The 26,363-nt window shown below is 38.5% G+C and carries 18 protein-coding genes; 3 read left to right on the top strand and 15 right to left on the bottom strand.

Annotated features, from left to right (window positions below):
* Positions 1 to 246: 246 nt before the first annotated feature.
* From JZO76_RS06205 to JZO76_RS06160, 10 genes are all read right to left on the bottom strand, one after another.
* Positions 247 to 867, bottom strand: coding sequence for a PepSY domain-containing protein (locus JZO76_RS06205; protein WP_206903286.1), 621 nt, complete (start codon positions 865 to 867; stop codon positions 247 to 249).
* A gap of 235 nt (positions 868 to 1,102) precedes the next feature.
* Positions 1,103 to 7,528 carry a Cna B-type domain-containing protein gene (locus tag JZO76_RS06200; protein WP_206903285.1) on the bottom strand — a complete coding sequence of 2,142 codons (6,426 nt, stop codon included), beginning with the start codon at positions 7,526 to 7,528 and terminating at the stop codon, positions 1,103 to 1,105.
* A 696-nt stretch (positions 7,529 to 8,224) separates the two neighbouring features.
* Complete coding sequence (locus JZO76_RS06195; protein WP_206903284.1) at positions 8,225 to 10,075, bottom strand: C40 family peptidase; 1,851 nt, start codon at positions 10,073 to 10,075, stop codon at positions 8,225 to 8,227.
* A 426-nt stretch (positions 10,076 to 10,501) separates the two neighbouring features.
* Positions 10,502 to 11,599, bottom strand: a complete 1,098-nt coding sequence (locus JZO76_RS06190) for a lactate oxidase (protein ID WP_206903283.1) — start codon at positions 11,597 to 11,599, stop codon at positions 10,502 to 10,504.
* A gap of 327 nt (positions 11,600 to 11,926) precedes the next feature.
* Positions 11,927 to 13,474, bottom strand: a complete 1,548-nt coding sequence (locus JZO76_RS06185; RefSeq protein ID WP_206903282.1) for a bifunctional metallophosphatase/5'-nucleotidase — start codon at positions 13,472 to 13,474, stop codon at positions 11,927 to 11,929.
* Positions 13,475 to 13,875: 401 nt separating this feature from the next.
* Complete coding sequence (locus JZO76_RS06180) at positions 13,876 to 15,162, bottom strand: extracellular solute-binding protein (protein ID WP_206903281.1); 1,287 nt, start codon at positions 15,160 to 15,162, stop codon at positions 13,876 to 13,878.
* A 3-nt stretch (positions 15,163 to 15,165) separates the two neighbouring features.
* A complete protein-coding gene (locus JZO76_RS06175) occupies positions 15,166 to 16,467 on the bottom strand; it encodes an MBL fold metallo-hydrolase (RefSeq protein WP_206903280.1) in 1,302 nt (433 codons plus the stop codon).
* Complete coding sequence (locus JZO76_RS06170) at positions 16,451 to 17,269, bottom strand: carbohydrate ABC transporter permease (RefSeq protein WP_206903279.1); 819 nt, start codon at positions 17,267 to 17,269, stop codon at positions 16,451 to 16,453. Before JZO76_RS06170 ends, JZO76_RS06175 begins: the two co-directional genes overlap by 17 nt.
* 1 nt (position 17,270) lies before the next feature.
* Complete coding sequence (locus JZO76_RS06165) at positions 17,271 to 18,155, bottom strand: carbohydrate ABC transporter permease (RefSeq protein WP_206903278.1); 885 nt, start codon at positions 18,153 to 18,155, stop codon at positions 17,271 to 17,273.
* The gene (locus tag JZO76_RS06160) at positions 18,155 to 19,228 is read right to left on the bottom strand and encodes an ABC transporter ATP-binding protein (protein WP_206903277.1); all 1,074 of its coding nucleotides are present in this window, start codon (positions 19,226 to 19,228) and stop codon (positions 18,155 to 18,157) included. Before JZO76_RS06160 ends, JZO76_RS06165 begins: the two co-directional genes overlap by 1 nt.
* Positions 19,229 to 19,884: 656 nt before the next feature.
* Here JZO76_RS06160 and JZO76_RS06155 point away from each other — a divergent pair.
* The 3 genes from JZO76_RS06155 (at position 19,885) to JZO76_RS06145 (ending at position 22,683) form a co-directional block, all read left to right on the top strand.
* A complete protein-coding gene (locus JZO76_RS06155; RefSeq protein WP_206903276.1) occupies positions 19,885 to 20,853 on the top strand; it encodes an ABC transporter substrate-binding protein in 969 nt (322 codons plus the stop codon).
* 118 nt (positions 20,854 to 20,971) lie between these two features.
* Positions 20,972 to 21,883, top strand: a complete 912-nt coding sequence (locus tag JZO76_RS06150; protein WP_206903275.1) for an ABC transporter permease — start codon at positions 20,972 to 20,974, stop codon at positions 21,881 to 21,883.
* Positions 21,880 to 22,683 (top strand): ABC transporter ATP-binding protein, encoded by an 804-nt coding sequence (locus JZO76_RS06145; protein ID WP_206903274.1) that lies wholly within the window; start codon positions 21,880 to 21,882, stop codon positions 22,681 to 22,683. Before JZO76_RS06150 ends, JZO76_RS06145 begins: the two co-directional genes overlap by 4 nt.
* 77 nt (positions 22,684 to 22,760) lie before the next feature.
* On the opposite strand, the gene JZO76_RS06140 is transcribed toward JZO76_RS06145, so the two are convergent.
* From JZO76_RS06140 to hisH, 5 genes are read right to left on the bottom strand one after another with little or no spacing between them, the layout of a single operon-like run.
* Entirely contained in the window at positions 22,761 to 23,582 is an 822-nt protein-coding gene (locus JZO76_RS06140) for a histidinol-phosphatase HisJ family protein (protein ID WP_206903273.1), read from the bottom strand.
* 12 nt (positions 23,583 to 23,594) lie between these two features.
* Positions 23,595 to 24,239 carry a bifunctional phosphoribosyl-AMP cyclohydrolase/phosphoribosyl-ATP diphosphatase HisIE gene (gene hisIE / locus JZO76_RS06135; protein WP_206903272.1) on the bottom strand — a complete coding sequence of 215 codons (645 nt, stop codon included), beginning with the start codon at positions 24,237 to 24,239 and terminating at the stop codon, positions 23,595 to 23,597.
* A gap of 14 nt (positions 24,240 to 24,253) precedes the next feature.
* Positions 24,254 to 25,009 carry an imidazole glycerol phosphate synthase subunit HisF gene (gene hisF, locus JZO76_RS06130; protein WP_206903271.1) on the bottom strand — a complete coding sequence of 252 codons (756 nt, stop codon included), beginning with the start codon at positions 25,007 to 25,009 and terminating at the stop codon, positions 24,254 to 24,256.
* Positions 25,006 to 25,725 carry a 1-(5-phosphoribosyl)-5-[(5-phosphoribosylamino)methylideneamino]imidazole-4-carboxamide isomerase gene (gene hisA / locus JZO76_RS06125; protein WP_206903270.1) on the bottom strand — a complete coding sequence of 240 codons (720 nt, stop codon included), beginning with the start codon at positions 25,723 to 25,725 and terminating at the stop codon, positions 25,006 to 25,008. The genes hisF and hisA overlap by 4 nt, the downstream gene beginning before the upstream one ends.
* On the bottom strand, positions 25,722 to 26,345 hold the full coding sequence (gene hisH / locus JZO76_RS06120; RefSeq protein WP_206903269.1) for an imidazole glycerol phosphate synthase subunit HisH: 624 nt from the start codon (positions 26,343 to 26,345) through the stop codon (positions 25,722 to 25,724). The genes hisA and hisH overlap by 4 nt, the downstream gene beginning before the upstream one ends.
* Between the last annotated feature and the right edge of the window lie 18 nt (positions 26,346 to 26,363).

The raw sequence follows: 26,363 nt of genomic DNA, 5'->3' as shown, positions 1-26,363 counted from the left end.
TATAACAAATATTTGCAAAAATCATGACAATTTAGTCTAAATGCTGTTTTCCAAAGATTTTACACCTAGAAAAAATTGACGAAAGGTCTCTGGCACAAAAAAATTATGCCACAGCTTATCCTTTAGAAAAATCGCGCAAATTTTTTCGTATTTTTGATTAGGTCCCGTTATTCTTACTGTAAAAAAATTTTGTACTTTTCTCAAAATAAAAAAAAAGACTGCAACAAATAGTCACAGTCTTAGGTTTTAATCATCTATTTCTTTACTTAAAACCTTGCCACCTTGTGCATCCAGTGTAATTTCAATTTCTTGATTGGTGTGTAATATCTTTAGTTCCCATTTGGTCACACCATCATCTTTTTCCAATTCAGCAGAAGTAATTGATCCATCCGCTTGCTCTTGTGCTTTTTTGATTGCATCTGTCAAAGTCAGCACCGCATCGGTTTTCACTTCATCTTCTTGCCAGTTTTTATCATCGTTAACTTTGCTGGTATCGCCGATTAGTTTGCCACTATGATCAAAAATCATGTTGTATTCTTGGCTACTGTCTTCGCCTTCAATCTCAACTTGACCGGTTGGCCCTTGCGCCTCCCATTTAAAGTTGGTAATAATCGCTTCTGTATGGGCAGATTTAAATTTAGTTAACGTTTCTTCAAACAATTCATTTTTCGGCATGATAATTCCATTTTTATCAGTAACCGTTGATTCTACTTTGCTACTTGAAGTTTGATTTTCACTTGTTGCTACACTTGAGGTTACCGTCGTACTTTCGCTACTTGCATTGTTATTATTTTTGTCATTATTGTTTTGACAGCCAGCTAAAATTAACCCGCTCAATACAACTGTGGTTAAAATAAGTTTTTTCATATCCCTTCCCCCTTGTCAAAGTATACTCTCATTAAATTCATGTTACCTGTTTTTGACAAGAAATGCTACTGCCAGGAGCTATTGTGCGTTATTTTTAATATTTAAAAAAATATTTTAGGCTCCCTTGCAGTCAGACTAGCTGACAACTAGCAGCTTATAAAAAAAAACAGCCCTACCAAGTAAGCAGTAAAATTACTGTTTACATCCTGGTAGGTACTGTTTTTTAACTACATGATTATATTTTTCTACGGTAAACAAACCAGCCACAAGCAGCAACACTAAGCAATACTAGTAAACCATAAAATGGTAAAGCAGTATTTTTGCTTCCGGTATTTGGTAAACGGCGGCGCGTCGTTGTGCTTGTTGTATCAGATAGTGTGCCCGCTGTTTGCGGCAATCTTGCCCGCAGTGAAGTAGTTGGTGTATTAGTTGGTGTCGTAGGTGTTGTTGGTATTCCTGGCGTAGTAGGTACAACCGGCGTAGTCAACAACGTGTTGGTTACCACAAAATCATTTCCTTGTTGTGCATAGGTTACACCATAGCCATTTGGCACCTCAACTTCCACAACTTGATAGTTGATCACCTGATTATTTTCGTCAATTTGCGGCATTTGTTCCCACGTATACTGCCACGAATTATCAGCAGACAAAACAGCAGTCGCCACTACTTGGTCATTGGCAGTTAACGCGACAGAAATTTTATCTGGTCGACTACTTGCGTTATTATCGATCCAAACTTTTTGGACATTGTAGGTCACCTTCTGCAAGTAATTTGTAATGTCCATGTCTTTGACAATGGCTTCATAACCGGTCGGGATATCCAATTCTTTGACGGAATAAACATAAGCTTTGCCATTTTGATCAAATTTCGGCAGGTCGCTAAATTCATAATGCCAATCATTAGCAGCAGTCACAATTTTCCTGTAAGCTGCACCACTCATAGCTTGACCATTTTGCAAAAGTTGGACTTTAATTTGGGTTGGACGAGCTTTGGCCGCATCATTGGCATCTTGCCACGTTTTCTTTCCTGCAACGCTGGTGGTAATTAGCTGATTTGTAATCACTTGACTGCCATCAGCAGAAAAATTCGTTACAGCTTCATAGTTAGCGGCAGTCTTTACTTCCACAAATTTATAATGCAACGTTTTTTGCGTATGATCGGCTTTTGGCAATCCACTGACTGTCACCGTCCCATAATCTGGACCGCTTAATTGATAACGGCCTGTCTTGTTTGTCGGCGTTTTTACAACTTGGGCTAATGCTTCTGGTGTTCCTTCTGGCCAAGACTGCAATTCAAAGGTTACAATTTCGGGTCTACTTTCAAATTGATTGTCAAAATCTTGCCATTGCTTGGTCACACTCACTGAGATTTCCCGCAGACAATTGGTAAACGTTACCCTTCCATTTTCGGCAACTTCTTTTACGTAATGGTCGGCTCCAGCTTCTTCATCTTGCGGGGTATAGGCTTCTTTAATCCCCACTAAATTTTCGGCTACGCCGTATTGTATCAAACTTCCAGTGGCATCGTATTTTGGCAGATCGGTAAATGTGCCACGCCAAATATTATCGCTATCACTGCTATGCAAGGTGATTTTTTTGTCAACTTTAAAAATATCTTCAAAATCTACCCACTGTTTTTCAACTTTGACTTTTAACGTAAAGTCTAGTCCATCTGGGCGCATGCCATAGTGATCACTTTGATCAAGCCAAATTTTATCAACGCTAACTTCTGTCGTCTCCATTCCATTGTGCAAATTGTATTCATTGGCATGACTTACAAAACCAGTAGGAACATCTTCTTTCACCCGATAAGTTAGGCGATTTTCTTGTTCATCATACAACGGTAAATCGGTAAAACTATAGGCCCACTTCGGCGCTGTCACGACTGCCTTAACAGGAACTTGGTTGCGTCTGAAAGCTTGCCAGTTCTTTCCATTATCACAACTAACCTCTAAATTCACCGTAATAGAAGTTGGTATGACCGCATATTTTCTAGCCAAATCATCCCAAGTTTTCTCACCACTAATATTTTGAGTCTTTAAAGTATTGGTAAGTGAAGTTCCTGTAACTTGGCTGTCGAAACCAGCTAAGGGAGCTTCTTTTATCCGATAGCTAAATTTCACACCAGCAGCGGCATCAACATCATAAACTGGTAAATTACTAAATTGATAGTGCCACCCTTTTGTCGCATTTGTCTTAACTTCATCAACAATTTGATAATTTGCATCCGGTGTGTTTGCTTGTTTTCGTTCCAATTGAATTGTAATTTCATTTGGCATGACGCCCGCTTCATCATTGCCTTTTAAATTCCATGTTTTAGTACCGGCAATTTCAGTCGTGATTAATTTATTGGTCACAGAGTAAACTGCCTCTGTTAATTCTTTACCTGCCACTGTCACTTTTCCTTGTTCATTTAAAGCGATCTGCGTTAAGACAAAATCGCCTTTATAACCATTGGGATTTTTTGTCTCCGTAATTGTATAAGTGTAGCCATATGCTAAATCAAAACCAAAGCTACCATCAGCTTCACTCATTTTAACTACAGGTGTCTGAAGGGGCTCACTCGTTAAGGTGAATTCCGCTCCTTGCAATGCTGTTAACGTTTTTTCAGCAACTTTTTTCAACTGAATCGTACCTTTTAAAACTTCATTTGTCTTGGTTACAGTTGCTGTTTGCGTTGCGTCAGCTTTTACTTGCACCACTGTGCTATACAAATCTTGCGGTAATTCATAGCCTGTTGGCGCTGTAATTTCTTTAAAAATATACTTACCCGGAAGTAGATTTTCGACCAAAATAGTACCGTCATTTTGCGTGGTGAAATAATGGGTATCCGTTGCACCTAGTTTTTTACCATGCGCATCTTCTGTAACTTGGGTTGTGGCATTGCCTTTTTCATCTGCATGGTACAAGGCAAAAACGGCACCTGCTAATTTCTTATCTTTTGTTCCGGCATCACTTTTTATCAGTTTTAAATTTCCGACTTGCTCATTTGTGTAGCTCAAAGAAATGGTTTGCGCTTGAGAATTACCATTTTCTTTGATTACTACGCTTATTCCTGCTTTTAATTCTGGACTGATATAATAACCACTTAATGCTTGGCCTTCTTTTATGATATATTCTCCATAAGTTAGTCCTTCAAATGTTAAATTTCCTGAAGTATCTGTCTGCTTGGTATCAATTGCTTCGTCAGATCCTTTGCGATACAAATCAAAACGAACATTTTCCAGCGCTGCTTGGCTATGCTGATCTTCTTTGTGCAATGTGATTTTATGGGTAACACCTTGTGCGGTCCCACCAGCATCTGAAATTTTGAATTTATCTTCTGTTGTATCTGTGATTTCTTTTTGCGTAATATTATCACCTGTTACTTTGACAGTATTTTTCAATTGGATTTCTTTTCCCGGTTGTCCAATTGGATTGACCTCTGCCTTATAGGTGATTTGTAATGTTTTTTCCAATTTTTCATATGGACCTGTCAGTGTAATAATATAACCTCGCGGTGTAACGCTCCCCGTGTAGTCTTGATTTAATTTCAACTCGTAGTTATCGTCCATAATTTTAAAACTTGCTGGAATAAGATTTAAAAATTCATTTGGTTCATCCGCAACATTCACGTTGTACAAGATGAAGCCCGCTGGATTTACTGTGACCTGATAGGCTGTAATCTTTTTACCCGGGTAATCCGGATCATTTGTCACAACGCCTGCCGCATTTTTTTCTTTGGTAACGTAGGCTTTGTTATTGTCTAGACTAAGCTGTGCGTCTTTTTTAATTTCTGCATTATTACGATCGCTATATTGCACTGTGTTTTTCACGATTCCAGAGGGGATATTGCTTTCATTTTCTAAATCTTTTACTACTACATCAAACGTAACTTTATAAATTGTCTGCTCGCCAGCTTTAAAACCGGTAATCGTTAACTTTCCATTATCATTTTGCAGCTTCAAAGGTGGATTTTCTGTAACTTCTTCAAAGTTATCCCCTTTTTTAACATAGACTTTAAAACTATTTTCCACATATGTTTGCCCGGGGTTTAAGACATCGACGACCTGTGCATCTTCACCATAATAGTGCCCTTGTGCGTTAATCGTCACGCCCCAATTTACATAGTGTTTTTTAGTATTCTTATCATAGCGGTACGTGCCGGCTTTATCTAAATCAATATTGTAGTAGCTTTTATGTTCATATTTACCTTCTCCATTTTGTTGGCCTTTTACGCCGTTACTTGAATAGTTATAAACAACCTGATTCACCATCGTATCGGCTAATGTTTCATAATTTGATTTAAATCGAATTATAAAGTAATCGTCAGAAGCTTTTTCTAGCGTAGAACTAACGGTAAATTTAGTAACACCATTGGCATTTTTTTCATCGATGGTAACGGTAAAATTAGTAAATGACCCTATCAACTTATTATTCTTGTCATAACGGGTAACGGTAATTTTTCCTTTTAAATCTGCTGCAGTGCTAGCTGGAATATACATGTCATTTTGCAATGTATCGGTGATTGACCATTTATCCAATTTGATTGCATCATTTTTACCACTGCGTTTTTTATTAATCGTAATTGCCCAAGGAATGGTTTTATTCGTAAAGTCAACAGCCTTACCATTGACTTCTTTTACCACCCCACTAGTTAAATGATGTGTGCCTTTACTGCCGCTATTATCAGTAAAAGAAGCAGTATTGGCTACTGAAGTTACCGTAGTACCTGTTTTTAATTTGGTGTAAATCGGAATGCTCACTTGTCCTTTTGTTCCTTTTGGAATCGTAATAACATATTTGCCGGCATCTTGTCTGACGGTAACTTGTGTTTTGGGTACTGTTATTTCTTGCAAATAATCTTGCAGCTGCTTTGCCGTTGTAATTGGTGTTCCATCTTTGGTACAAAAATCTTGATTTCCATCCGGTAATTCATAAATATCGACTGCTGGCAAACTGGCATCTTTTTGCTTGTAAACAATATTCCAGTTAATAATCTCGCCATATTGTTCCACATAACTTTTCGTCACAGTAGCACTGCCCACGACAGTAGTAGAGGCCACTGCCGTCAAATCTAAACCTTCTTTTGCAGTTAAGTGTGCTTCATTTTTAATATCTGGGCTAGTATAAGTCACTTTTTTTCCATCAGTGCTCACTACTTTATCCAAAGAAAGTTTTGTTAAATCAATTTCTGTTGCTACCACAACTTTATAAACTTTACTTGTCGGCGTTGGTAAGTCCACAGCGACTTTGGTTTTGTCACTGCCAATGACAACCGACTTGGTAACATCTTTGCCGGTACCATTTAATGTTCCATCAGGCTTCACATCGGCTACGTCGTATTCATAAACCGTAATTTTAGTCCACGTCAGATGTTCAGGTAATGTATCTGTAATTTTACCGGCTGTCATTTCTGTGCCATATTTATTGCCGATAATTGTCCACGTTACATTGGCCTTTTCACTACTGCCATAGCTTACTTTACCAACAGTTTTCTCCAAAGCTTTGTAGTCAGGTTCTTCAATATGAACTGTCGTATCGCTATCTTCTTGGACAAAGGGAACTTTTACCTCTACATTTCCCGTTGTATTTCCTTTTACGTCACTGACAGTACCAGCGACATAAAAAGTACCGGAAATATCGTTGCGTCCTTCAATATTATCGGAAAAATGAAGGGTTACCGTTCCATCTGCTTGAATATTAAAACGACCAAAACAAATCCCCTGCCCATCTTTTAACTCGCCTGAAATTGTTTGATCAGCTGTTGTAGGATGAATGTGGAAATTTTCTGGTAATTTAAAAGTAAAATAATCCCCTTGAAAGTCATTGTCCCCTGCATTAGCTGTATAACCCAGCATTTCTTTACGCAGACCTTCAGGTAATTGCCAGTTATATTCCAAAAGAATATTCTGACCAATCACAATGCTATCGCCATCTTTAATTTCCTGATTTTGATCGTCTTTTAAAGTAGCATTCAATAAAATTGTTTGATTATCCCCTAAAAAATTTTCTGTGTCTAAATCCACCAGATTGGCTTCATTGCCTTTTTCTTTTGTACGCGCTGTAGCGCGTTGTAGCACCTGATTTTTGGCGTTAACCCTTGGGCTATTGTTTTCATTACCTTTTTCTGCAGGTTTACTGGTTGACTGCGTGTCTTTTTTGGCAGATAGAGCTGGCAGTGTTACCGTTAGCGGTGTGGTTTGTGCTAATAAATCTGTTTTTCCACCTTTTAAATCATAAGCCAAAATTTGCGGTGTAATCGTCAGTTGGTGTCGATATGGCGTAGTAAAAGCAACTTGATGGCCTAATTGTGCTGTTTTTTCAGCGGCGGTCTGTAAAAAACCAGCGGCATAAGTAAAGATGTCACCTGCATTACTTTGAATTGCCGTTGGTGTCACTTCTTCGTTGCCACTTTTAAGCGAAAAACCAATGGCGCGGGGTAATTCACTAGCAGCCTTGTTGTAATCTATCAACCACTGTATTTCCTTATTTTTTTCATCCACACTATAGGTGATTCGGGCATTACCTGCTTCATTTTGAAAAACAGTATGCATAGTTTTATCTGTTGCTGTTGCCGCTAAAACTGCTCCGCCACTAAAAAGTGCCTCCCCAAACGGAAAAAGCGTCAACAAGATTGTCAAAAATGTTATCCAGTTAAATCTTTTTTGTTTTCTTTCCATAATTGCATCCTCCCTTATTTCCCAAAAAAATGTTATTCCCCCACAATATTTCGTTTTCTTCTGCTGCTAAAAATTCAGTAAAAACGAAAATAACGCAAATCACTTTTTGATTTGCGGTCAAAATATAATTGTCTTGCTTGTTTTTAAATTTGTTGGAATCCTCGCCTCCCGTCTCCCTTGCTTATCCAGCATAATAAGAACTGCTTATTTTACTCATTTTATAAAAAACAAATCTTATATAATGGTTGTTATATAAAAATCTACCATATTTTTATTTAATTGTGAATAAAATCACTCCCATTTTTTTAATAAAAAGTTTGTTTTTTAGCAATTCTTTATTTTTCAAAAATAATCATTTCTAGACAAAATAACGATAATTATTATCGTTAAAAAATTATTATCATCTAGAATATTGCAATTTATCAACAAAAATAATTTTCTCCGCTATGAATAGCGTTTGTTATCCCAATCAAAATAAAGAAATATTTTTATTAACTTTGACTGACTTTTTCCATTAAAAAGAACAATAATAAATAAAAATTTCACAAATAAAGCCAAAGCTCGTCAACTAGCTGATCGACTTTAAAAGCTAGCAAAATTCCTGTCTTATTGGTTAGTATTACCACTAGAGCAAAAAAAGACAGAAACAAAAGTCATCCTACTTTTGTTTCTGTCTTTCTTTAATTTTCACCAGATTTACTTCCCTTTAACATCAGCTTCGTAATACCATTTGTTACTACCGTTAACTTGATAGGCGCGAATGCTCCCATATTTTTTGCGAATATCTCGTACATTTTTGATGGTAAAAGTTTTTTTATAGTCGCTTTTCAAGATCCAACCGCCGCTTTGATAAGAGCGCGCTGAAGTTTTAACATTTAACCGTTGTCCTTTTTTTAGCGCTTTAAAACTACTCGTTTGTAAAGCCACATCCCCTTCGTAATACCAGCGGCTTGAGCCTTTCATCTTATAAATCCGCATATGAATGCCTCTTTTGGGAATCAAACGCATTCTTTCAATTTGGTGGACTTTATTCTTATCCCCACTTGTAATTTTGCCACCTGTTTGATAGTGCGTAGCGCGGCTAGTCGTCACAACTTTAGTCCCGACTTTTAACTCTTTAAAGCTGCTGGTCTGACGTGTCACGTCACATTCGTAATACCAACGATTACTCCCTTTGGCGCGATAAGCACGAATGCTCCCAAATTTTTTGGGGATATAGCGAACACTGTCAATCACAAAAGCACTCTTTTTGTCATTTGCCGTAATTTTTCCGCCACTTTGATACGAACCCGCCGTCTTTTTCAAGCTAAACACTGTGCCTATTCCAAGTTGTGAATAGCTGCTAACCTGACGTGTCACATCACACTCGTAATACCAACGATTACTCCCTTTGGCACGATAGGCGCGAATGCTCCCAAATTTTTTGGGGATATAGCGAACACTGTCAATCACAAAAGCACTCTTTTTGTCATTTGCTGTAATTTTACCGCCACTTTGATACGAACCCGCCGTACTTTTTAGACTAAAAATGGTGCCGTTGCCTAGTAATCCATAGCTACTCGTTTGCGGTTGAACATCTAACTCATACAGCCATTTTTTGGATTCTTTAACGGCATATATTTTGCGGCTGCCCCATTTTTCAGTAATTTTTTTATACCCGGTAATTGTATAGGCCCGATTGCGATCAGCACTTTGAATCCAACTGCCATCTGAATAACTCAACGCACCACTTTTTATCGTAATGCTCGTTCCGTTTTTAATAACGGGCAGTTCATCTTTGATTATGCGACGAGCAAAATCTGGATAAAAATATTGAATGGCAAAAGCAGAGACACGCTGACCAGGATAAGGGGCATGAATCGCAAGTCCGTCTCCAATGTATAACGCCACATGGGTCGTGGCATTCCGGGGACCATAAAATAGTAAATCCCCTGCTTTCAAATTTAAATTTTGCCCTTTTGCACTACTTCGCGCAACTTCTGTACCTTGCTTTTCTTGTTGGTAAGTCACCCGCTGTAAGGGGATATTTAAACTTTTCAAATAAGCGTATTGAACTAACCCAGAGCAATCAAAATCATTGGGACCGGCTGCTCCCCAACGATAGGGTTTATTTAAGTGACGCTTTACTTCGGTCACAATTTTTTGCTGCTCTGTCGTCATTGTCGTGCTACTCCGCGCATAAAGATTGCGATTGAGCTGTGCTTCATTTACTGCTGGTAACGCGTTAATTTGTGCCTTTTGTGCAGCAGTTAAAGGTGATTGCAGAGGAGCTGTGCTTTTAATTTCTGGTAATTTCCGTTGGGCGCGGGGCAAATTATTGGCATCTGTTGTTTCTGTTCCATCTGGTTCAATCACATTACTACTTGCAGTTGCATCACTTATCTCTTCGCTTTCCTTTGAGGCTGAACTTTCAGTAGTACTGGCTGAAACATTCGTTGTAACCGTCTCTTTTTTTGTTTCAACCTGTGATGAATCGACAGTTTCCGGCGGTACAATTGCCATTTGAAAACCTAGTAAAGTTAAAAGCAATCCCATACTCCACTTCATTTTCTCATCCCTTTCTCATTTTGTTCCCTTTTATTTTAGCATGTTCTTTCAAGAGACTTCAAACAATGCGATTTTCTTTTTTTGTTCGAAAAATGACATTCGTAATAAAAATTAGCAGAAAACAACGCCTACCGTATCTGAATAACTCAATTTAATACAACAAGCTCGTTATATAGCAACAGTTATTTTAAAACAGCTACTTACCTCTTTGACTATTTTTTTAGCTTTCCATTTTCTCATTTTGCTGCCCATCACTGCAACAAAAAAAGCTAGAACAAATAACTTGTCCTAGCTTTTTAAGCGATAAAATTTGGCTTACTTGTAATTGCTTAAAGTAATTGCGATCAAAACAAAATATAAGAACCTTTTTTGAGAATGCACTTATTTCTTAAAGTTAAATATTTTCATTACAGCCAAGTATCAAAATTAATCAATTAATTTTGTTTTCTTTACATCTGCAATTGTTTTCGTACCAGCCAATTGCATCGTGATTGATAATTCTTTATTTAAGTGATCAAAGACAGATTTCACGCCTTCAGCACCACCTAAATTCAAACCATAAATAACGGGACGGCCGATAGCCACTAGATCAGCACCACTAGCTAAAGCTTTAAAGATATGTTCCCCACGACGTACACCAGAGTCAAATACAATTGGCACACGTTTGTCGACAACTTCTGCTATAGCAGGTAAAACTTCAAAAGAAGCAGGACCGCCGTCTAATTGACGACCACCATGATTGGAGACCCAGATACCATCTGCACCGGCTTTAATCGCTAAATCTGCATCTTCAGGTGATTGAATTCCTTTAACAAAAACAGGTAAGTGTGTTAAATCTTTAATTTTTTTGATATCTTCTGGAACTAAACCTTGTTTTGCAGCCGCATAAATTTCGGCAATTCCTTTACCTTCACCGTTACCACTTGCACTTTGTTCAGAATAAGCAGCTAGATTAGGCATTGGTAGTGGAAATTGGAATTGGTTGATAATATCTTCTTCACGATAACCACCCAATGTTGAGTCGGCAGTTAAAATAATTGCTTTAGCACCGGCTTTAACAGCTTTGTCTAAAATAAATTCATTGAAGCCGTCATCTTTACTCATATATAATTGGAAAAATTGTGGTGCATCAGGAGCTGCAGCAGCTGCATCTTCAATGGTTGTGTTCGCGTACGTACTAATTGAAAAAATAGAACCCGCAGCAGCAACCCCTTTTGCGGTATCCGCTTCACCTTTTTCATGAGCCAAACCTTGGGCTGCAGAAGGCGCTTGAATAATTGGTGTCTTCAAGTCAATATCCCACAATTTTGTTGATAAGTCTGCATGATCAATACCTTGTAAAATACGCGGCATAATTTTTTTATTCATAAAAGAAGCAGTGTTTTCTTTCATCGTCCATTCGTCTTCAGAACCGCCACGAATGTAACCAAAAGCGCCAACTTCCATGCGTTCTTTCACGCGGCCTTCCAATGAGGCAATATTCACGATATCAATAGGATGTTCTTCATTACTTGTATGATACATAAGACTTTCCTTCTCTCTTGTAAATTACGTGTTTATCTTAACTCTCTTATTAAAAGTAAGCAACTATTTATACTTGGAAAGGAAAAGCTTTGCGAACTTGCACAGCTCTCAAGCAATAAGATGAACGCTTGATAAATTGCTCTTCAAATTTCTTAAAATTTTGAATTATTGTCGCCGCAAGTTAGTTCGTAATACTAAGCACTAAGCAGTCACGCAATACTTTTTTTGTAAAAATATACTTTCTTTACACAAAAAGCCCCACATTTAATATTTTCCCATCTGTTAAACAGGTGGGAAAAACAAAAACGCGAGGCTTTTATGCTGTGATTATTTCACACTAAAGTTATGATTTACTTCTGCTTTTAAAACAGGATGGGCTTGCAAGTATTCGGCAATTACTTCTGTCATATCCCGCGGAATTTCTTTAACGATTTTATCTGCGCTAAACATAGCATAGTTACCCCCACCAACTGCGCGGTATTGGTTCATGACAACTTCCAATTTGTCATCAGGTAAAATATCTGCACCGGCTAATTGTAATTTCGTGATTTTTTCACCATAAGGTTTACTTAAATCAATAGCATAATCAATACCTTCATACATATCGTAGTTATAATATTGTGGCTTTGGATCAATAAATTTCGGGTTAAAGACGATTTGGCCATCTTCTAACACTAAATAATTTGCCGTTTGTTCTAAAGCTGCTTTTAAATCTGCACCGGTAATTTTTAGAACAGCTAATGTATTTGGATAAATATAATTGGTGATGACATCTCGCATCGTGATAACTTCACCAAAGCCTTTTCCTTCATTATTAAACAAGGCAGTGCCCGAAATTTTAGCCCCACTGGCCCACATTTGAACGCGATTAATAAATTCAATATACGGATGTTCACTAATTCGCGCTCCCATTGGATCAGTGATGTGCATATCCCCTTGAACTTTACCCACAGGCTGATCCAACCAATTTTCCAACTCGTGATCCAATTCTTGAATTAAGCCAACAACTTCTCCATCCGCCTTTGCATCTTTTGTCGCCACAATTTCAGCAGCAGGATTGCTTACTTGCCACTTGTCACCAGTTTTATTTAAATCTAACGTAATTTTACCAATGTAATTTCCCCGAAATCCTGGTTGAATGACCGGCACACCGTTAACCACCGTAGCAATTTCTCTGTGTTGGTGGCCTGTTACAAAAGCGTCAATGCCACTGACAGTTTGCAACAATTCGTATCCTTCATTTTCTCCAGTCAACATTTCGGTCGCTTCACCTGTTACTAAATCTTTTTCAAAGCCACCATGATAAGAAACAATAACAACATCAGCTAGCTCACGCAATTTGGGCACGTATTCTTTAGCGGTTGCCACTAAACTTTTAAAAGTTAAATTCTTAACAGTTGCTGGTTGCTCCCAATGGGGAATATATTGTGTCACCACACCCAAAATCGCAATTTTGATGCCTGCTTTTTCTAAAATAACATAGGGATCGCCAAAATAAGGTTTGCCATCTTTGTCTAAAACATTTGCCGCTAAAATTGGGTGATTATAGCTTTTAATTGCTTTTTCTAAATAAGGTAGTCCATAGTTAAACTCATGATTTCCCAACAATCCCACATCATAGCCCATATGATTAATGACTTTCGTAATTTCTGCTGGGTCTTGCTTTTGTTTGGCTGCGTAATAACTTAACGGTGAACCTTGAATAAAGTCACCATTTTCAATTTTAACGACCGGTCCATCTGCTTTTGCTGTTAGTTCTTGCATTTTAGTCGCAACTTTGGCCGTACCAAAAGGTAAGTCTGCTCCTTTTTCCGCATAGTTGGTTGGTTGAATGTAGCCATGCATATCGCTTGTGGCTAAAATAGTTAATTTCATTTTTTCTTCCTTTCCCACATTTTTTATAAAAGATTTACAAACTTTTTCACAATAAGCTACAATTCAGCTAAATCACGCCTTATTGTCAGTAATTAGCACGAAGAGTTTGTTTAGTATTCAGACATTCACAAAAAAATTGATCTTTAGCGAGCAATAGTAAATCGGTAATTTTGCTTCTTTATCAAACCTTTGTAGCCTATACAATCACTGAAATTTTTAAAGTTTTTCCTTTGTCATCATACCATAAAATACAAAACTTTTTACTTGAAGACCAATTGTTCTCTTAGAAATTAAAACACTAGATTTTAGCGAAAAAAAGCTAAAAGAACCCTCCAACTCTAGGACATAAGACAAAAAAAGCTCCGCTAACCAAACAAGTCAGCGGAGCTTTTTACTATAAATTATTGATTCCACGCATCTTGTAATTGTGGCACAGAATCTTTGATTAATTTGTTGGTATCTTTGTCTGGGTTAGACAAAATATTTTCCATGATTGCCCGAACTTCATTGTAAGCAGGGTCAGCATTTTCTTTCACTGGAATCGAGAACAAGTCTTTGGTTGCATCCTCTAAGATTGCAGGTACTTTTGTGTTTGGTGATTTTTTGTATTCATCACTTTCCAAGACAGATTGCAAGATTGGCATGTAGCCGGTTTGTTCAGCCCAGTATAATTGTACTTCTGGTGAAGACAAGTATTTCAAATACATGAAAGCAGCCGATTTTTGTTCCGCAGTTGCACTGTTGAACATGTAAACATCAGTACCTTGTTGCAAGTTAATTTTTTCCGGACGTGGTGCAACGCCATATTCAAATTTACCTTCAGTATCTTTTTTCACATAACCTTCACCGGCGATTGAACCGATAAACATTGCAACTTTACCGTTTGCAAATGGGCCAGATAAATATTTGTCTGAACCAGCGATACGGAAGTAACCATCTTTCACGCCATCTAAATAGTAGTCAATCACTTCTTTTGATTTTTTAGAATCAAATTTTAAGTCTTTGGTGAAGTCTTCCCCTTTGTTTTCCATCCCGATAACATAGTAGTTATTTAGTGAGTCAAAACCAGCACCAACTACTTCATGATTTGATTTTTCGTAAATTGTTTTAGATGCTTCTTTTAATTCAGCTAAAGTTTTGGGAACTGCAACATCATATTTTTTCAACAAGTCAGCATTGTAAACCAAAGCTTCTGTTGATTTGTTAAATGGAATACCGTATTGTTTGCCTTCGATTTGCGCACCTTCTAATAAAGGTTTGCGAATTGCTTCTTGGTCGCCCCAGCCGATGGTTTTGTCATCCATGTAAGGTTTCAAATCCACTAACATATCATCTTGTGCAGCGTTCCATAACCAGCCTGGATACGCTTGGCTGATTGTTGGTAAATCATCTGGTGAAGGTAGTGTTGAGTTGATTTTTGCTTGTAAGTCTGGGTATTGTGATTGGTTTTGCAATTCAATTTTGATTTTTGGATTTTCTTTCATGAAATCCTTGGTAATTTTTGTTAAAGCTTCTTCTTGTGCACCATTCATTGCATGCCAAAATGTAACCGTTGTGTCTTTGTCGATTGACGTTACGATTTTGTCGCTGTCGCCTTTAGAACTTTCTTTTGAACCGTTGCCACAGGCTGCTAATGCAAAAACTGCGGCAGTTGCCAATACTGCTGTACCCAATTTTTTGAACTTCATTTCTTACTCTCCTTTGAACTCAGTGATTTTTTCCCCACGGGTGGGAAGTATTCTTTTGCCATACGGATTTTCCAGTTTTTCTGGTTTTAACGTATGGATTGGAACCAAAATTTTAGGCTCGATCATTGAAACAATGGCATCGAGGTCTTGTGGAAACGCATGTCCTGAACAAGCCAGCCGGACAAATTCCACTTTCTTCAAGGCGAGTAAATCCAAGAAGACTTGATATTTGGGATCAAAATCCCCCAAAGGCTGCGCGTCCATGTGGAAGTACAGGCCGCCACTTTGCAATTTTTCGAAGTTAGCTACCGCTTGCCACAAATACTTATGGTCATCTGCTAGTAGTTCTTCATAAGAAATTTCTAGTTTTGAATCTAGGCTAGAAATAGTAGTATCAGAATTTAACGGATAATAATATGGGACGTTCATATCAAAAACATCCTGCATCAAAGCTGCCATATTGGCTTCTAAAACAACCGTGCGCGGAGACTGTTTAATAATTTGTTCAAAGCGTTTCACGTTGGCAGGATAACCATTAAAGGTCAATTGGCGCTTTTTATTTGCTGCAACTTGTGTCACAAGTTGTGCAATTAAATCTTCTTCGCTGAAAACTTTGATATCTTCATTGTCTCTTTCATCAAAACTAATGCTGACGCCTTCCATCATTAGTAAATCGGTATGCCGAGCTTTTTGACAAAAGTCCAGCGTAAATTGACGATCATAGCCATGTAACCGTAAATCACCAGTATAAGTAATAAAAGCATCGGGCGTATGAATTAATAATGCGCAAGCGCCATAGGCATCGTGATCCACTGGCACCAATTCCACTTTAATTTGGCCTACTTCCACCACATCATGGGCCATAAGACCAGTCATTTCACGGGTAAAGTTAGCTTTTTCAAAAGGTGAAGGGATTAAAAAGTCCCCATTACGATTTAAGCTTTGTAAAATCTTTGCTGTTTCTTTTAAGGTGTATAAGGGAATTGCAGGGTCTAAATAATTAATCATTTTAGAATGATCCAAATGAGCATGGGATAAAAAGACTGCCGTCTCATTATATTTTTGCTCATCTTCGCCGTGGTACGTATAATTTAACCGCGGATCATAGACACCTTTTAATTCTGGTACTAAACGATTTTTCAAAAGTGTTGCCAGACTATCGTCTTTTAAGCCCAATTCGGGTCGGTATTCCGTACCAAAATCAAAGAAAATATGCGCATCTTCATAGCTGACCTCAATAATAGTACCGCCGATGGTTAAAATACCACTATGAAAAGTGATGGTGGTTTTACCCTTTGATACCATTTTTTGCCACTCCTCGAATAATTTCTTTTCTAAAAATCAAATAAATAATTAAGATGGGAATTACGGTTAATGTTGCAGCTGCCATTTGCAAATGCACATCGCTCCCACTTTCGGTCGTAAAGGCTGCAAGTCCATTATTTAACAAGCGATATTTTTTCTCGTTGGTCACAAGTAATGGCCATAAAAAAGAATTCCAGCTGGAAATAAATGTTAAAATCCCGACAGTCACTAACGCTGGACGAGACATTGGAACTAAAATACGCCAAATATATTCTAAATCAGAAGCACCATCAATTTTTGCTGCTTTATAAAAGGTGCTTGAAATTCCTTTTAAGTAACTATTCAAATAATAAATGTAAAAAATACTTGTTAAAAAAGGAATAATTAAAGCGGCATAACTGTTTAATAGCCCCATTTTGGCAATCGTATTGTAGTTGGTAAAGATGATCGATTCATAAGGTACCATCAGTAAGGACACCATAATCCCCACAACTAAACCTTTAAACTTAAATTCCAAACTAGTTAATGCAAAGGAAGCCAAAACCGAAGTAATCAAGGTCGCAATGGTTGTCACCAAAGAGACAAAAACTGTGTTAATAAAATATTGTAAAAAAGGTGCTTTTGAAAAGACCGCTGCATAGTTAGCCCACTGGAATTTTTCTGGGATAATAGTCGGCGGAATACTCGTAGCCTCGCTATAGGTCATAAGCCCTGCTAAAACCATGTAAACAAATGGGAACAAGGTGATAATGCCTAGCACTACTAAAAAGACTAACGCCACAATGGTTACGACTTTTTTCACGCTACTCCCCCACTTTCTTCATGATTTGACGTTGGATAAACGTACAGAACAAAATAACTAAGAATAAAATGACAGTCGCTGCCATGGCAATACCGGGACGACCGGCAATGTGGAACTTATCGTAAATATAATAAACGGCGGTCGTCGCGCTTTTGGCAATCCCCGGCTGCCCGGCAAACAATGCATAAACTTGGGTATACACTTTAAAAGCGCCAATAATATTAACCGTCAGCAAAAAGGCAATAGTTGGAACCAATTGCGGCAATGTAATCCGGCGGAAAATTTCACCATCTTTGGCCCCAAACATCTTCGCAATTTTATAATGTTCTGGATCAATATTCCGTAATCCAGCTAATAAAATAATGATGTTAAACGCCAAGCTAGTCCAAATACCAAAGATAATCAACGTGGTCATGCTCATGTCCACATCATCTAACCAATTAATAGCTGGAATACCAACTTTACTCAAAAGAAAATTGATAATCCCATAGGAGCCGTTAAAAAAGTAACGAAAAACAATCCCGATCGCAATCGTACTGGTGACATAAGGCATGAAAAACAACGTTTCAAAGAAACTTTTGTGTTTCACTTTTTCAAAAATAATCCAGGCAATCGCAAGACCGATAATTAATGCGATTGGAACAACGGTAAAGGCATATAATGCGGTATTTTTTAAGGCTTTAAAAAATACCGGATCAGATAAAACTTTTTGATAATTTTCAATCCCAGCATATTCTTGATTAATTAGCGTCCCTTTTTGAAAACTCATAAAGAGCGAACGGAACAATGGATAAATGCTGAAAATCATAATGACGATTAGCGAAGGCAGAAGGAAGAGCCATGCTTTCGGCTGATTTTCAGGATTATAATGATTTTTTTTAAACATTAGTAGATCCGCGTCCCATCTGCTTTAAAGATAAAGGCTTTTTGGTAAGCAAAATCAAAGGTCAGCTGCGCTCCTTCTTGAATATCTTCTTCGATGCTGACAATCGATTTTAAGTGATGGGAATCAATATCAAAGTTTAAAATACGTTCCCGGCCAATTAATTCAACACCGGCAATAACTGTTTGAAAAGCACCGGCGCCAGCTACTGGCAATACATCTTCTGGACGAATTCCGATAAAGTAGTCGCCATCTGGCATTTCTTCTTTAAAACGAGCCGCCATAAAACGATCAACTGGCACACTAAAAGCATCGTGGTGCATCATGCCATTTTTTACTTCGACGGGCAAAATATTGATAATTGGATTACCAATAAATTTAGCTACAAACAAATTATTTGGTTCTAGGTAAAGATTTTGGGGGTCATCATTTTGCTGAATGACACCTTCATTTAACAAAATAATCTTGTCAGAAATCGATAGTGCTTCTTCTTGGTCGTGGGTAACAAAAATCGTTGTAATCCCGACTTCTTTAACCAAGCGACGGATTTCTTCGCGAATTTTCAAACGTAAGCGGGCATCTAAGTTAGATAATGGCTCATCTAATAATAGAACTTCTGGATTTTGTACTAAAGCCCGGGTAATGGCTACCCGTTGTTGTTGTCCTCCAGAAAGTGTACCGGGTTTTTTGTCCTTCAACTCTTCAATGTTGGTTAACGCCATGTATTTTTCCGCAATCTTCATCGCTTCATTTTTAGGCATTTTTTTATCCCCAACCGTTAATGGAAACATCACATTTTCAAAGACAGTCATATGGGGATAGAGGGCATAGTTTTGGAAAACAAAACCGATATTACGATCTTTAGGTTCTGTTTTTACTACAGAGCTACCCGCAAAGCGGATATCACCGTCAGTAGGACTTAATAAACCTGCGATCAAATTTAAAATTGTCGATTTGCCACAGCCACTTGGACCTAACAAACAAACCAGATCACCTTTTTCAATGGTGAAATTTACAGACTTTAACGCTTCAAAACCATTATCGAATACTTTTTTAAGATCGATAACTTCAATCATGGGAAATCCTCCCTTTTTTATTTTTACCTGCAATGCTAATTCTAGCATTTTTCATAACAGTAAGTTTATAGAGTTCGATGAGAGATTCTTTTATTTTTTTCTCATTTTTCTTTTTCCTGGAAAATGAGTTAAGTAGCGCTAAGCACGTTTTTCACAAGGATTTCCGGCCTTATTTTGTTTTCAGCAATTTGGAAAAAATCGGAAAATTTTAGTTATTATTTCATACTCTTCAAAAAACAAAAAAATTTTATTTTGATGTTGGTTTAAAAAAATCTGCGAAATTTATTTCGCAAAAATATTCAGAAAATTTCAAAAATATTATTGACTTTGCTAATTATGTTCCCTTATACTGATACTAATTCAAAAAGTGGAGGGATTTTTATGAACAGCAAATTAAATCATGTAAATACTTTCTACTTTAGCTATTTTAGATAGTGCTGTCACTGTGAACATCATAGAGACAGCAGGCACAACTTGCTTTTATCTATGATGGCTAGAGCTTTTTAGCAGGCCATTTCAACTAAATGGTCGCGAAAAATTATGAAGAAGTTTTCCCGCCCATTTAGACCCACGTGTCTAGATGGCTTTTTTTTACTCATAACTTTTTTACAGTGACCGATCTTTTAGCAAAAATCAGATATTTAGGAGGAAAAAATATGAAAATGAAAAAATTAGGCTTGTGTTTATTAACCATTGCAACCTTAACTTTAGCGGCATGTGGAACAGAAAAGAAGGCTAGCGAAAAAGATGGCGTAACTGTCGGTGTTTTACAATTGGTGGAACACGGTTCGCTGGATGCGGCTTATGATGGGTTTAAAGAAGGCCTGGCTGCCGGTGGATACAAAGAAGGCGATAATTTGACCTTAGCTTATCAAAATGCCCAAAATAATCAGGACAACTTAAAAAGTATGAGTGAAAAATTACTCAAAGATAAACCTGATCTTCTGTTAGGAATCGCTACCCCAGCGGCACAATCTCTGGCTAACGAGACCAGTGATATCCCCATCGTCGTAACAGCTGTGACCGATTTAAAAGAGGCAAAGTTAGTAGCCAGTGATAAAAAACCAGGAGGAAATGTTACCGGTACTTCTGACATGGTGCCAATCAAAAAACAAATTCAATTACTCTTAAGTATCGTCCCAGAAGCGAAAACTGTCGGCTTAATGTACAACGCCGGTGAAACCAACTCAAAAATCCAAGCAGATCTGGCAAGCGCGGCTTTAAAAGATGCCGGCGTGAAAGTAAAAGTTATGACCGCCAACACTACAAATGACGTACAGCAAGTCACAACTAGCTTGGCAAAAGACGTCGATGCCATTTACGTTCCCACCGATAACACCTTTGCCTCTGCTGCAGCAGTTGTCGGCGAAGTCGCAAAACAAACGAAAACACCCATTATCGCAGGTTCCGTAGAACAAGTAGACGGCGGTGCATTGGCAACTTTTGGCATTGATTATAAATCACTAGGCAAACAAGCCGGGCAAATGGCAGCAAAAATTCTCAAAGGCGATGAAAAGCCAAGCACTACGCCAGTTGAAACAGCAAAAAAATTAGAACTTGTAATCAACGACGATATGGCCAAAGCCATCGGCATCGACCCAGCATCCATCAAAACCCCAGAGTAACTAGAAAAGCTGAAAGGGCCGTTTAGCTCTTTGGACAAATATCAGAAAATGGCATTCTGATGCCCTTTATCAGAATCTAAATTTTTGGATAAAAATAATTAGGATTTGAGGAAAGTGTATGAATATTTTAGACACGATTTTTATCTTAGTGCAGTCTGCCACATCTCAAGGAGTATTGTGGGCACTGTTAGGTATCGGCGTCTTTTTAACGTACCGCATTTTAGATATTGCCGATTTAACAGCCGAGGGAAGTTTTCCCTTAGGCGCGGGTATTACAGCAATTAGCATCACCAATGGTATCCACCCTTTTGCAGCTAGTCTATTAGGATTTTTAGGCGGTGTTTTAGCAGGCTTGGTTTCAGGGATTTTACACACCAAATTAAAAATTCCTGCTCTTTTAGCGGGGATTATTACCATGACGGGGCTTTATTCCGTTACCAATCGTGTAATGGGTGCACCCAATATCTCATTGTTAGGGGAAAAAACCGTTTTTTCTGGGTTGCAAGCTTTAGGCATTGAAAAAGTTAATGCCGTCATTATTGCCGGTGCTGCTTTTACGTTGCTAGTTGTCTTCATTTTATTTTTATTTTTCCGCACCGAAATCGGGTTGGCAATTCGTGCGACCGGTGATAATTTGGCCATGAGTGAGGCAAACGGAATCAATACCGACAATATGAAAATGATTGGATACATGCTTTCAAACGGCTGTGTTGCACTTTCTGGCGCTTTGTTAGCGCAAAATAACGGCTTTGCCGACTTGAATTCTGGCGTGGGAACGATCGTTATCGGTTTGGCTTCCATTATCATCGCAGAAGTTTTATTCCACAATAAAACCTTATTGGTGCGCATGCTAACAATTGTTTTAGGCGCGATTATTTACCGGTTAATTTTAGGGGTTGTTTTTGAATTTAACGTCGAACCAGGGGATGCAAAAATTGCCTCGGCTATCGTTTTAGTTATTTGTCTAGCAATGCCACAATTCCGCCAAAAATTCCTGCCAAAAGCTGGTAAAGGAGGCCAAAAAGCATGAGTGAAGTCTTAGCAATCCAAAATTTACAGCAAACTTTTGAACGAGGCACAATTAATGAAAATCACGTTTTAAAAGGCATCAACTTAACCATGAACAAAGGCGACTTTATTACCATTATCGGCGGAAACGGCGCAGGTAAGTCCACGCTTTTAAATAGCATTGCAGGCACAATTCCAACTGAAACTGGAAAAATTATGTTAAATGGGACTGATATTACCCGCCAGTCTGTTACGAAACGGGCCAAAGATATTAGTCGGGTTTTTCAAGATCCAAAAATGGGGACTGCCGTTCGTTTAACAGTGGAGGAAAATTTGGCTTTAGCCATGAAACGTGGCCATTCCCGCGGCTTTTCAATGGGCGTCAAACAAAAGCAAAAAGAATTTTTCAAAGAAAAATTAGCTACGCTACATTTAGGTTTAGAAGCACGTTTAAATGCAGAAATTGGTTTATTATCTGGCGGTCAGCGCCAAGCGATTACGCTGCTCATGGCGACCTTACAACGTCCCGAATTAATTTTGTTAGATGAACACACGGCTGCCCTTGATCCGAAAACTTCAGCGACAGTTATGGATCTGACAGAGCGTTTAATTAAGGAAGAAAAACTGACGGCTTTCATGGTGACCCATGACATGAAAGACGCCATTCGTTACGGCAATCGTTTAATCATGCTCCATCAAGGCAAAATTGTCGTGGATATTGCCGGCAAAAAGAAAAGTCAATTGACAGTACCTGATTTGATGACACTGTTTCATCAAAATAGCGGTGAAAATTTAAAAGACGATCAGTTATTACTAGTTTAAAAAAGATACGAGATTTTCTGTCAAAAAAAACCTCCAGCAAAAAATACTAACTTTGCTGGAGGGTTTTTTGCTTTTTATTAAAAGGCTACAGGGACAAATTTTCGCTCCTTTAACTGCCAACTGCTGCTAAAGCCAACTGACTGTAGAATCTTTTTCGTTTCCTCAAAGGCATATGCTAAAGTGTCTACTTGATGTGTATCACTGGTGATTATGATTGGCACTTCTTCACTGGCTAAATAATTCAACAAAAATTTGGCCGGATACGCCTGCTTTGTCCACCCTCGACTCATGCCGCCAGTATTGACTTCCACCAAACCATCATATTTTTGAATGACTGCAACAACTTTTTTTAAAGCAGTTAAAGCAAGTTGTTCATAGGCATCTTGATTTTTAGCGGTTAGATACTGTAACGTATTATTAAATTTTGTAACCAAATCAAAATGACCAACGATTTTGGGCTGGTTTTGTGTAATATGTGTTACAACTAAATCGTAATAATCTTGCGCCAAAGCTAAAAAATCACCGTCATACCACTCCTGTAAAGTTTTAGCAAAATTTTTCGGCGTATCATCCACACTGCGATACACACCTGCTCGCGGGGGCAAATAGTGGACAGAACCGACAAAATAATCATAGCCACTAATCGGTGTCTTACTAAAATAATCCCATTCCAATCCGCAACTAATCTGTAGCAAACTTTTTTCAGCTAAACTGCGTACGGCTTTTTGATAGGCACTTTCGTCTTTCACACCTAAGCAGGTAAGATCAAAAGGAGCTGGTGAATGACTGGTGAAACCTAAATCGGTAAAGCCTAGCTTTTCAGCTGCTTGCGCCATTTCCGCTAAGGTATTTTCTCCGTCACACCAATCGCTGTGAGTATGGGCGTTTGAATAAAACATTGCCGCACCCCCTTATTTCATCGTCTCTTGCTTGGTCTTTTGATCCACCACTTGACGACGGGAAAGTTCGGCCATAATTTCAGCTGGCGTAATGTTGTTATTGGCCATTAAAACGAGTAAATGATAAATCAAGTCAGAAATTTCATACGTTGTCTCTTCCTTGCTTTCTTTCATCGCGCCAATAACCACCTCTGTCGCTTCCTCACCGATTTTTTTCAAAATCTTTTCATTTCCTTTGGCAAATAAATAGCTGGTATAACTTTTTTCCTGCGGTGCCTCTTTACGCCCTAAAACCAATTCGTAAAGCTCTGGAATCGAAATATTTATTTGGGTACTGTCTTTAAACAAAAGTTCATTAAAACAACTTTCTGCCCCCGTATGGCAAGCCGGTCCTGCCTTAATTACTTCTGCTATTAACGCATCTTGGTCACAGTCTGCTTTTAAACAAATCAATGTTTGTCTATTACCACTTGTTTCTCCTTTGCGCCATAATTCTTGCCGACTGCGGGAGAAAAAAGTCATTTGCCGATCTTTCAATGTGGCTTGTAAACTTTCTTCATTCATATACGCTAGCGTCAGTATCTCTTTTGTATAAAAGTCTTGTACCACACAAGGAATCAAGCCATTTTCGTCAAAGTTCAAGTTTTTTACTTCCATTTGGTTGTCCCCTCTCAGTTGCGGATTGGAATATTTTTCTCTAGTAAATATTGCTTTAACACTGGAATTGGAATCTCATCATAATGAAAAATAGAAGCTGCTAGTCCCGCATCAATTCGCGGATTTTGAAATAGTTGATAAAAATCAACCTTACTACCTGCACCACCAGAAGCTACAATCGGCAATTGGGAAATATCGGCCACTGCCTGCAACAAGTTCAAATCAAAGCCTGTTTTCACGCCATCGGTATCCATCGAATTAATGACCAATTCGCCAGCGCCTAATTTTTCTCCTTGTTTAATCCACGTCAAAGCATTAATCCCGGTATCTTCTCTGCCGCCTTTGGTAAAAACGTGCCACTTGTCCGCAACTTTTTTTACATCCACTGATAAAACGACGCATTGGGAACCGTAACGTTGTGCCCCGTCAGCAATCAGTTGCGGATTTTTGATTGCCCCTGAATTAACGCTAACTTTATCGGCGCCGCATTTTAATACCCGATCAAAATCATCAACTGTATTAATGCCCCCGCCAACCGTTAGAGGAATAAAAACTTGTTTGGCCACCGCTTGCAAAATATCAGTAAACAAGCCGCGATTTTCCGCTGAAGCAGTAATGTCATAAAAAACTAGCTCATCTGCGCCTGCTTGATCGTATTTTTTTGCCAGCTCTACCGGCGACGCCACATCTTTAATTCCTGCAAAATTAACACCCTTTACTACGCGTCCATCTCGCACGTCAAGGCAAGGAATAATTCGTTTGGCAATCATTTTTTCACCTCCGCGGCAAAAAGACACGCCGCTAAATCCAGTTGTCCACTGTACAAAGCTTTTCCGACAATCGTGCCATATGTGTCTACTTGAACAAGTCCTTTGATATCTTCTATTGTTGCCACACCACCAGAAGCTACGATATTACAGCCCAACTGATTTAATTTCTGATAGGCAGCAATATCCATCCCCGCGCCAGTACCGTCTTTAGCAATGTCTGTATAAATAATCGTCTGACAACCTGCCGCCACTAATTCTTGGCAAAACGTGTAAGCGTCTGTTTGGGTGGTTTCAAGCCAACCGTTAACAGCCACCATTCCCTCTCTGGCATCGACACCAACCGCAATTTTTTCACCGTATTTGGCGATCATGGCTTTTGCAAATTCTGGTTTTTTTTGTGCAATCGTTCCTAAGATAACCCGCTTTACGCCGACTGTCAAACAATCTTCAATATCTGCTTCGCTACGGATACCGCCGCCTAATTCAACAAATAAATCCGTTTGCTGTACAATTTCTGCTACTAAATCAAATTGCTTTTTCGTGCCTTCTTTGGCCCCATTTAAATCGACCAAATGTAAATATTTTGCACCCGCTGTGGCAAAACTTTTGGCAAATTCAAGGGGATCATCGCCAAAAACTTCCTGCTGGTCGTAATCTCCTTGATAAAGTCGTACAACTTTGCGGTCGTATAAATCAATTGCCGGTAAAATAATCATCCCTTCACCTCCGTAAATGCCCGTAAAATATTCAAGCCCACTTCACCACTTTTTTCAGGATGAAATTGGGTACCAAAAACATTCCCCTTTTGTACCAACCCTGGGATTTTCACCCCATAATCGCTAAAAGCCGCCACACTTTTGTCACACTGACTGGCATAATAACTATGGACGTAATAAACGAAATCCCCTTGTGCTACATATTTTAATAGCGGTGAATCTTGTTTTAGAACTAATTTATTCCAACCAATTTGTGGTACTTTTAATTCAATTTGCTGCTTGTCAAAGGCCGACCTTAAAGAGACCACCCTGCCAGAAATTAAATCCAGACCCTTGTGAACACCAAACTCATGACTTTCAGAAAAAAGCAGCTGCATCCCTAAGCAGATTCCTAACAATGGCTTTCCATTTTGTGCCTCAGTTTTCACTACGTCTGCCAAACCACTGTTCTGTAATTTCCCCATTGCATCGCCAAAAGCCCCCACTCCCGGCAATAAAATTTTATCTGCCTGTTGAATTTTTGCCACATCACGTGTGACGATCACATCCGCGCCAATAAAATGCAACGAGCTCTGCAAACTAAACAAATTCCCCACACCATAATCAATAATCGCAATCACGAAAACTTCTCCCCCCTT

The organism is Candidatus Enterococcus myersii (assembly GCF_017316025.1).
Classification (GTDB): domain Bacteria; phylum Bacillota; class Bacilli; order Lactobacillales; family Enterococcaceae; genus Enterococcus_C; species Enterococcus_C montenegrensis.
The sequence above is the reverse complement of the archived record's forward strand: the minus strand, read 5'-3'. Positions and strand labels throughout refer to the sequence as shown.

Bases quoted from the DNA above. Each gene is read 5' to 3' on its own strand.
- JZO76_RS06205 (WP_206903286.1), bottom strand. From the start codon at position 867: ATGAAAAAACTTATTTTAACCACAGTTGTATTGAGCGGGTTAATTTTA.
- JZO76_RS06200 (WP_206903285.1), bottom strand. From the start codon at position 7,528: ATGGAAAGAAAACAAAAAAGATTTAACTGGATAACATTTTTGACAATC.
- JZO76_RS06195 (WP_206903284.1), bottom strand. From the start codon at position 10,075: ATGAAGTGGAGTATGGGATTGCTTTTAACTTTACTAGGTTTTCAAATG.
- JZO76_RS06190 (WP_206903283.1), bottom strand. From the start codon at position 11,599: ATGTATCATACAAGTAATGAAGAACATCCTATTGATATCGTGAATATT.
- JZO76_RS06185 (WP_206903282.1), bottom strand. From the start codon at position 13,474: ATGAAATTAACTATTTTAGCCACAAGCGATATGCATGGCTACATTCAA.
- JZO76_RS06180 (WP_206903281.1), bottom strand. From the start codon at position 15,162: ATGAAGTTCAAAAAATTGGGTACAGCAGTATTGGCAACTGCCGCAGTT.
- JZO76_RS06175 (WP_206903280.1), bottom strand. From the start codon at position 16,467: ATGGTATCAAAGGGTAAAACCACCATCACTTTTCATAGTGGTATTTTA.
- JZO76_RS06165 (WP_206903278.1), bottom strand. From the start codon at position 18,155: ATGTTTAAAAAAAATCATTATAATCCTGAAAATCAGCCGAAAGCATGG.
- JZO76_RS06160 (WP_206903277.1), bottom strand. From the start codon at position 19,228: ATGATTGAAGTTATCGATCTTAAAAAAGTATTCGATAATGGTTTTGAA.
- JZO76_RS06155 (WP_206903276.1), top strand. From the start codon at position 19,885: ATGAAAATGAAAAAATTAGGCTTGTGTTTATTAACCATTGCAACCTTA.
- JZO76_RS06150 (WP_206903275.1), top strand. From the start codon at position 20,972: ATGAATATTTTAGACACGATTTTTATCTTAGTGCAGTCTGCCACATCT.
- JZO76_RS06145 (WP_206903274.1), top strand. From the start codon at position 21,880: ATGAGTGAAGTCTTAGCAATCCAAAATTTACAGCAAACTTTTGAACGA.
- JZO76_RS06140 (WP_206903273.1), bottom strand. From the start codon at position 23,582: ATGTTTTATTCAAACGCCCATACTCACAGCGATTGGTGTGACGGAGAA.
- hisIE (WP_206903272.1), bottom strand. From the start codon at position 24,239: ATGGAAGTAAAAAACTTGAACTTTGACGAAAATGGCTTGATTCCTTGT.
- hisF (WP_206903271.1), bottom strand. From the start codon at position 25,009: ATGATTGCCAAACGAATTATTCCTTGCCTTGACGTGCGAGATGGACGC.
- hisA (WP_206903270.1), bottom strand. From the start codon at position 25,725: ATGATTATTTTACCGGCAATTGATTTATACGACCGCAAAGTTGTACGA.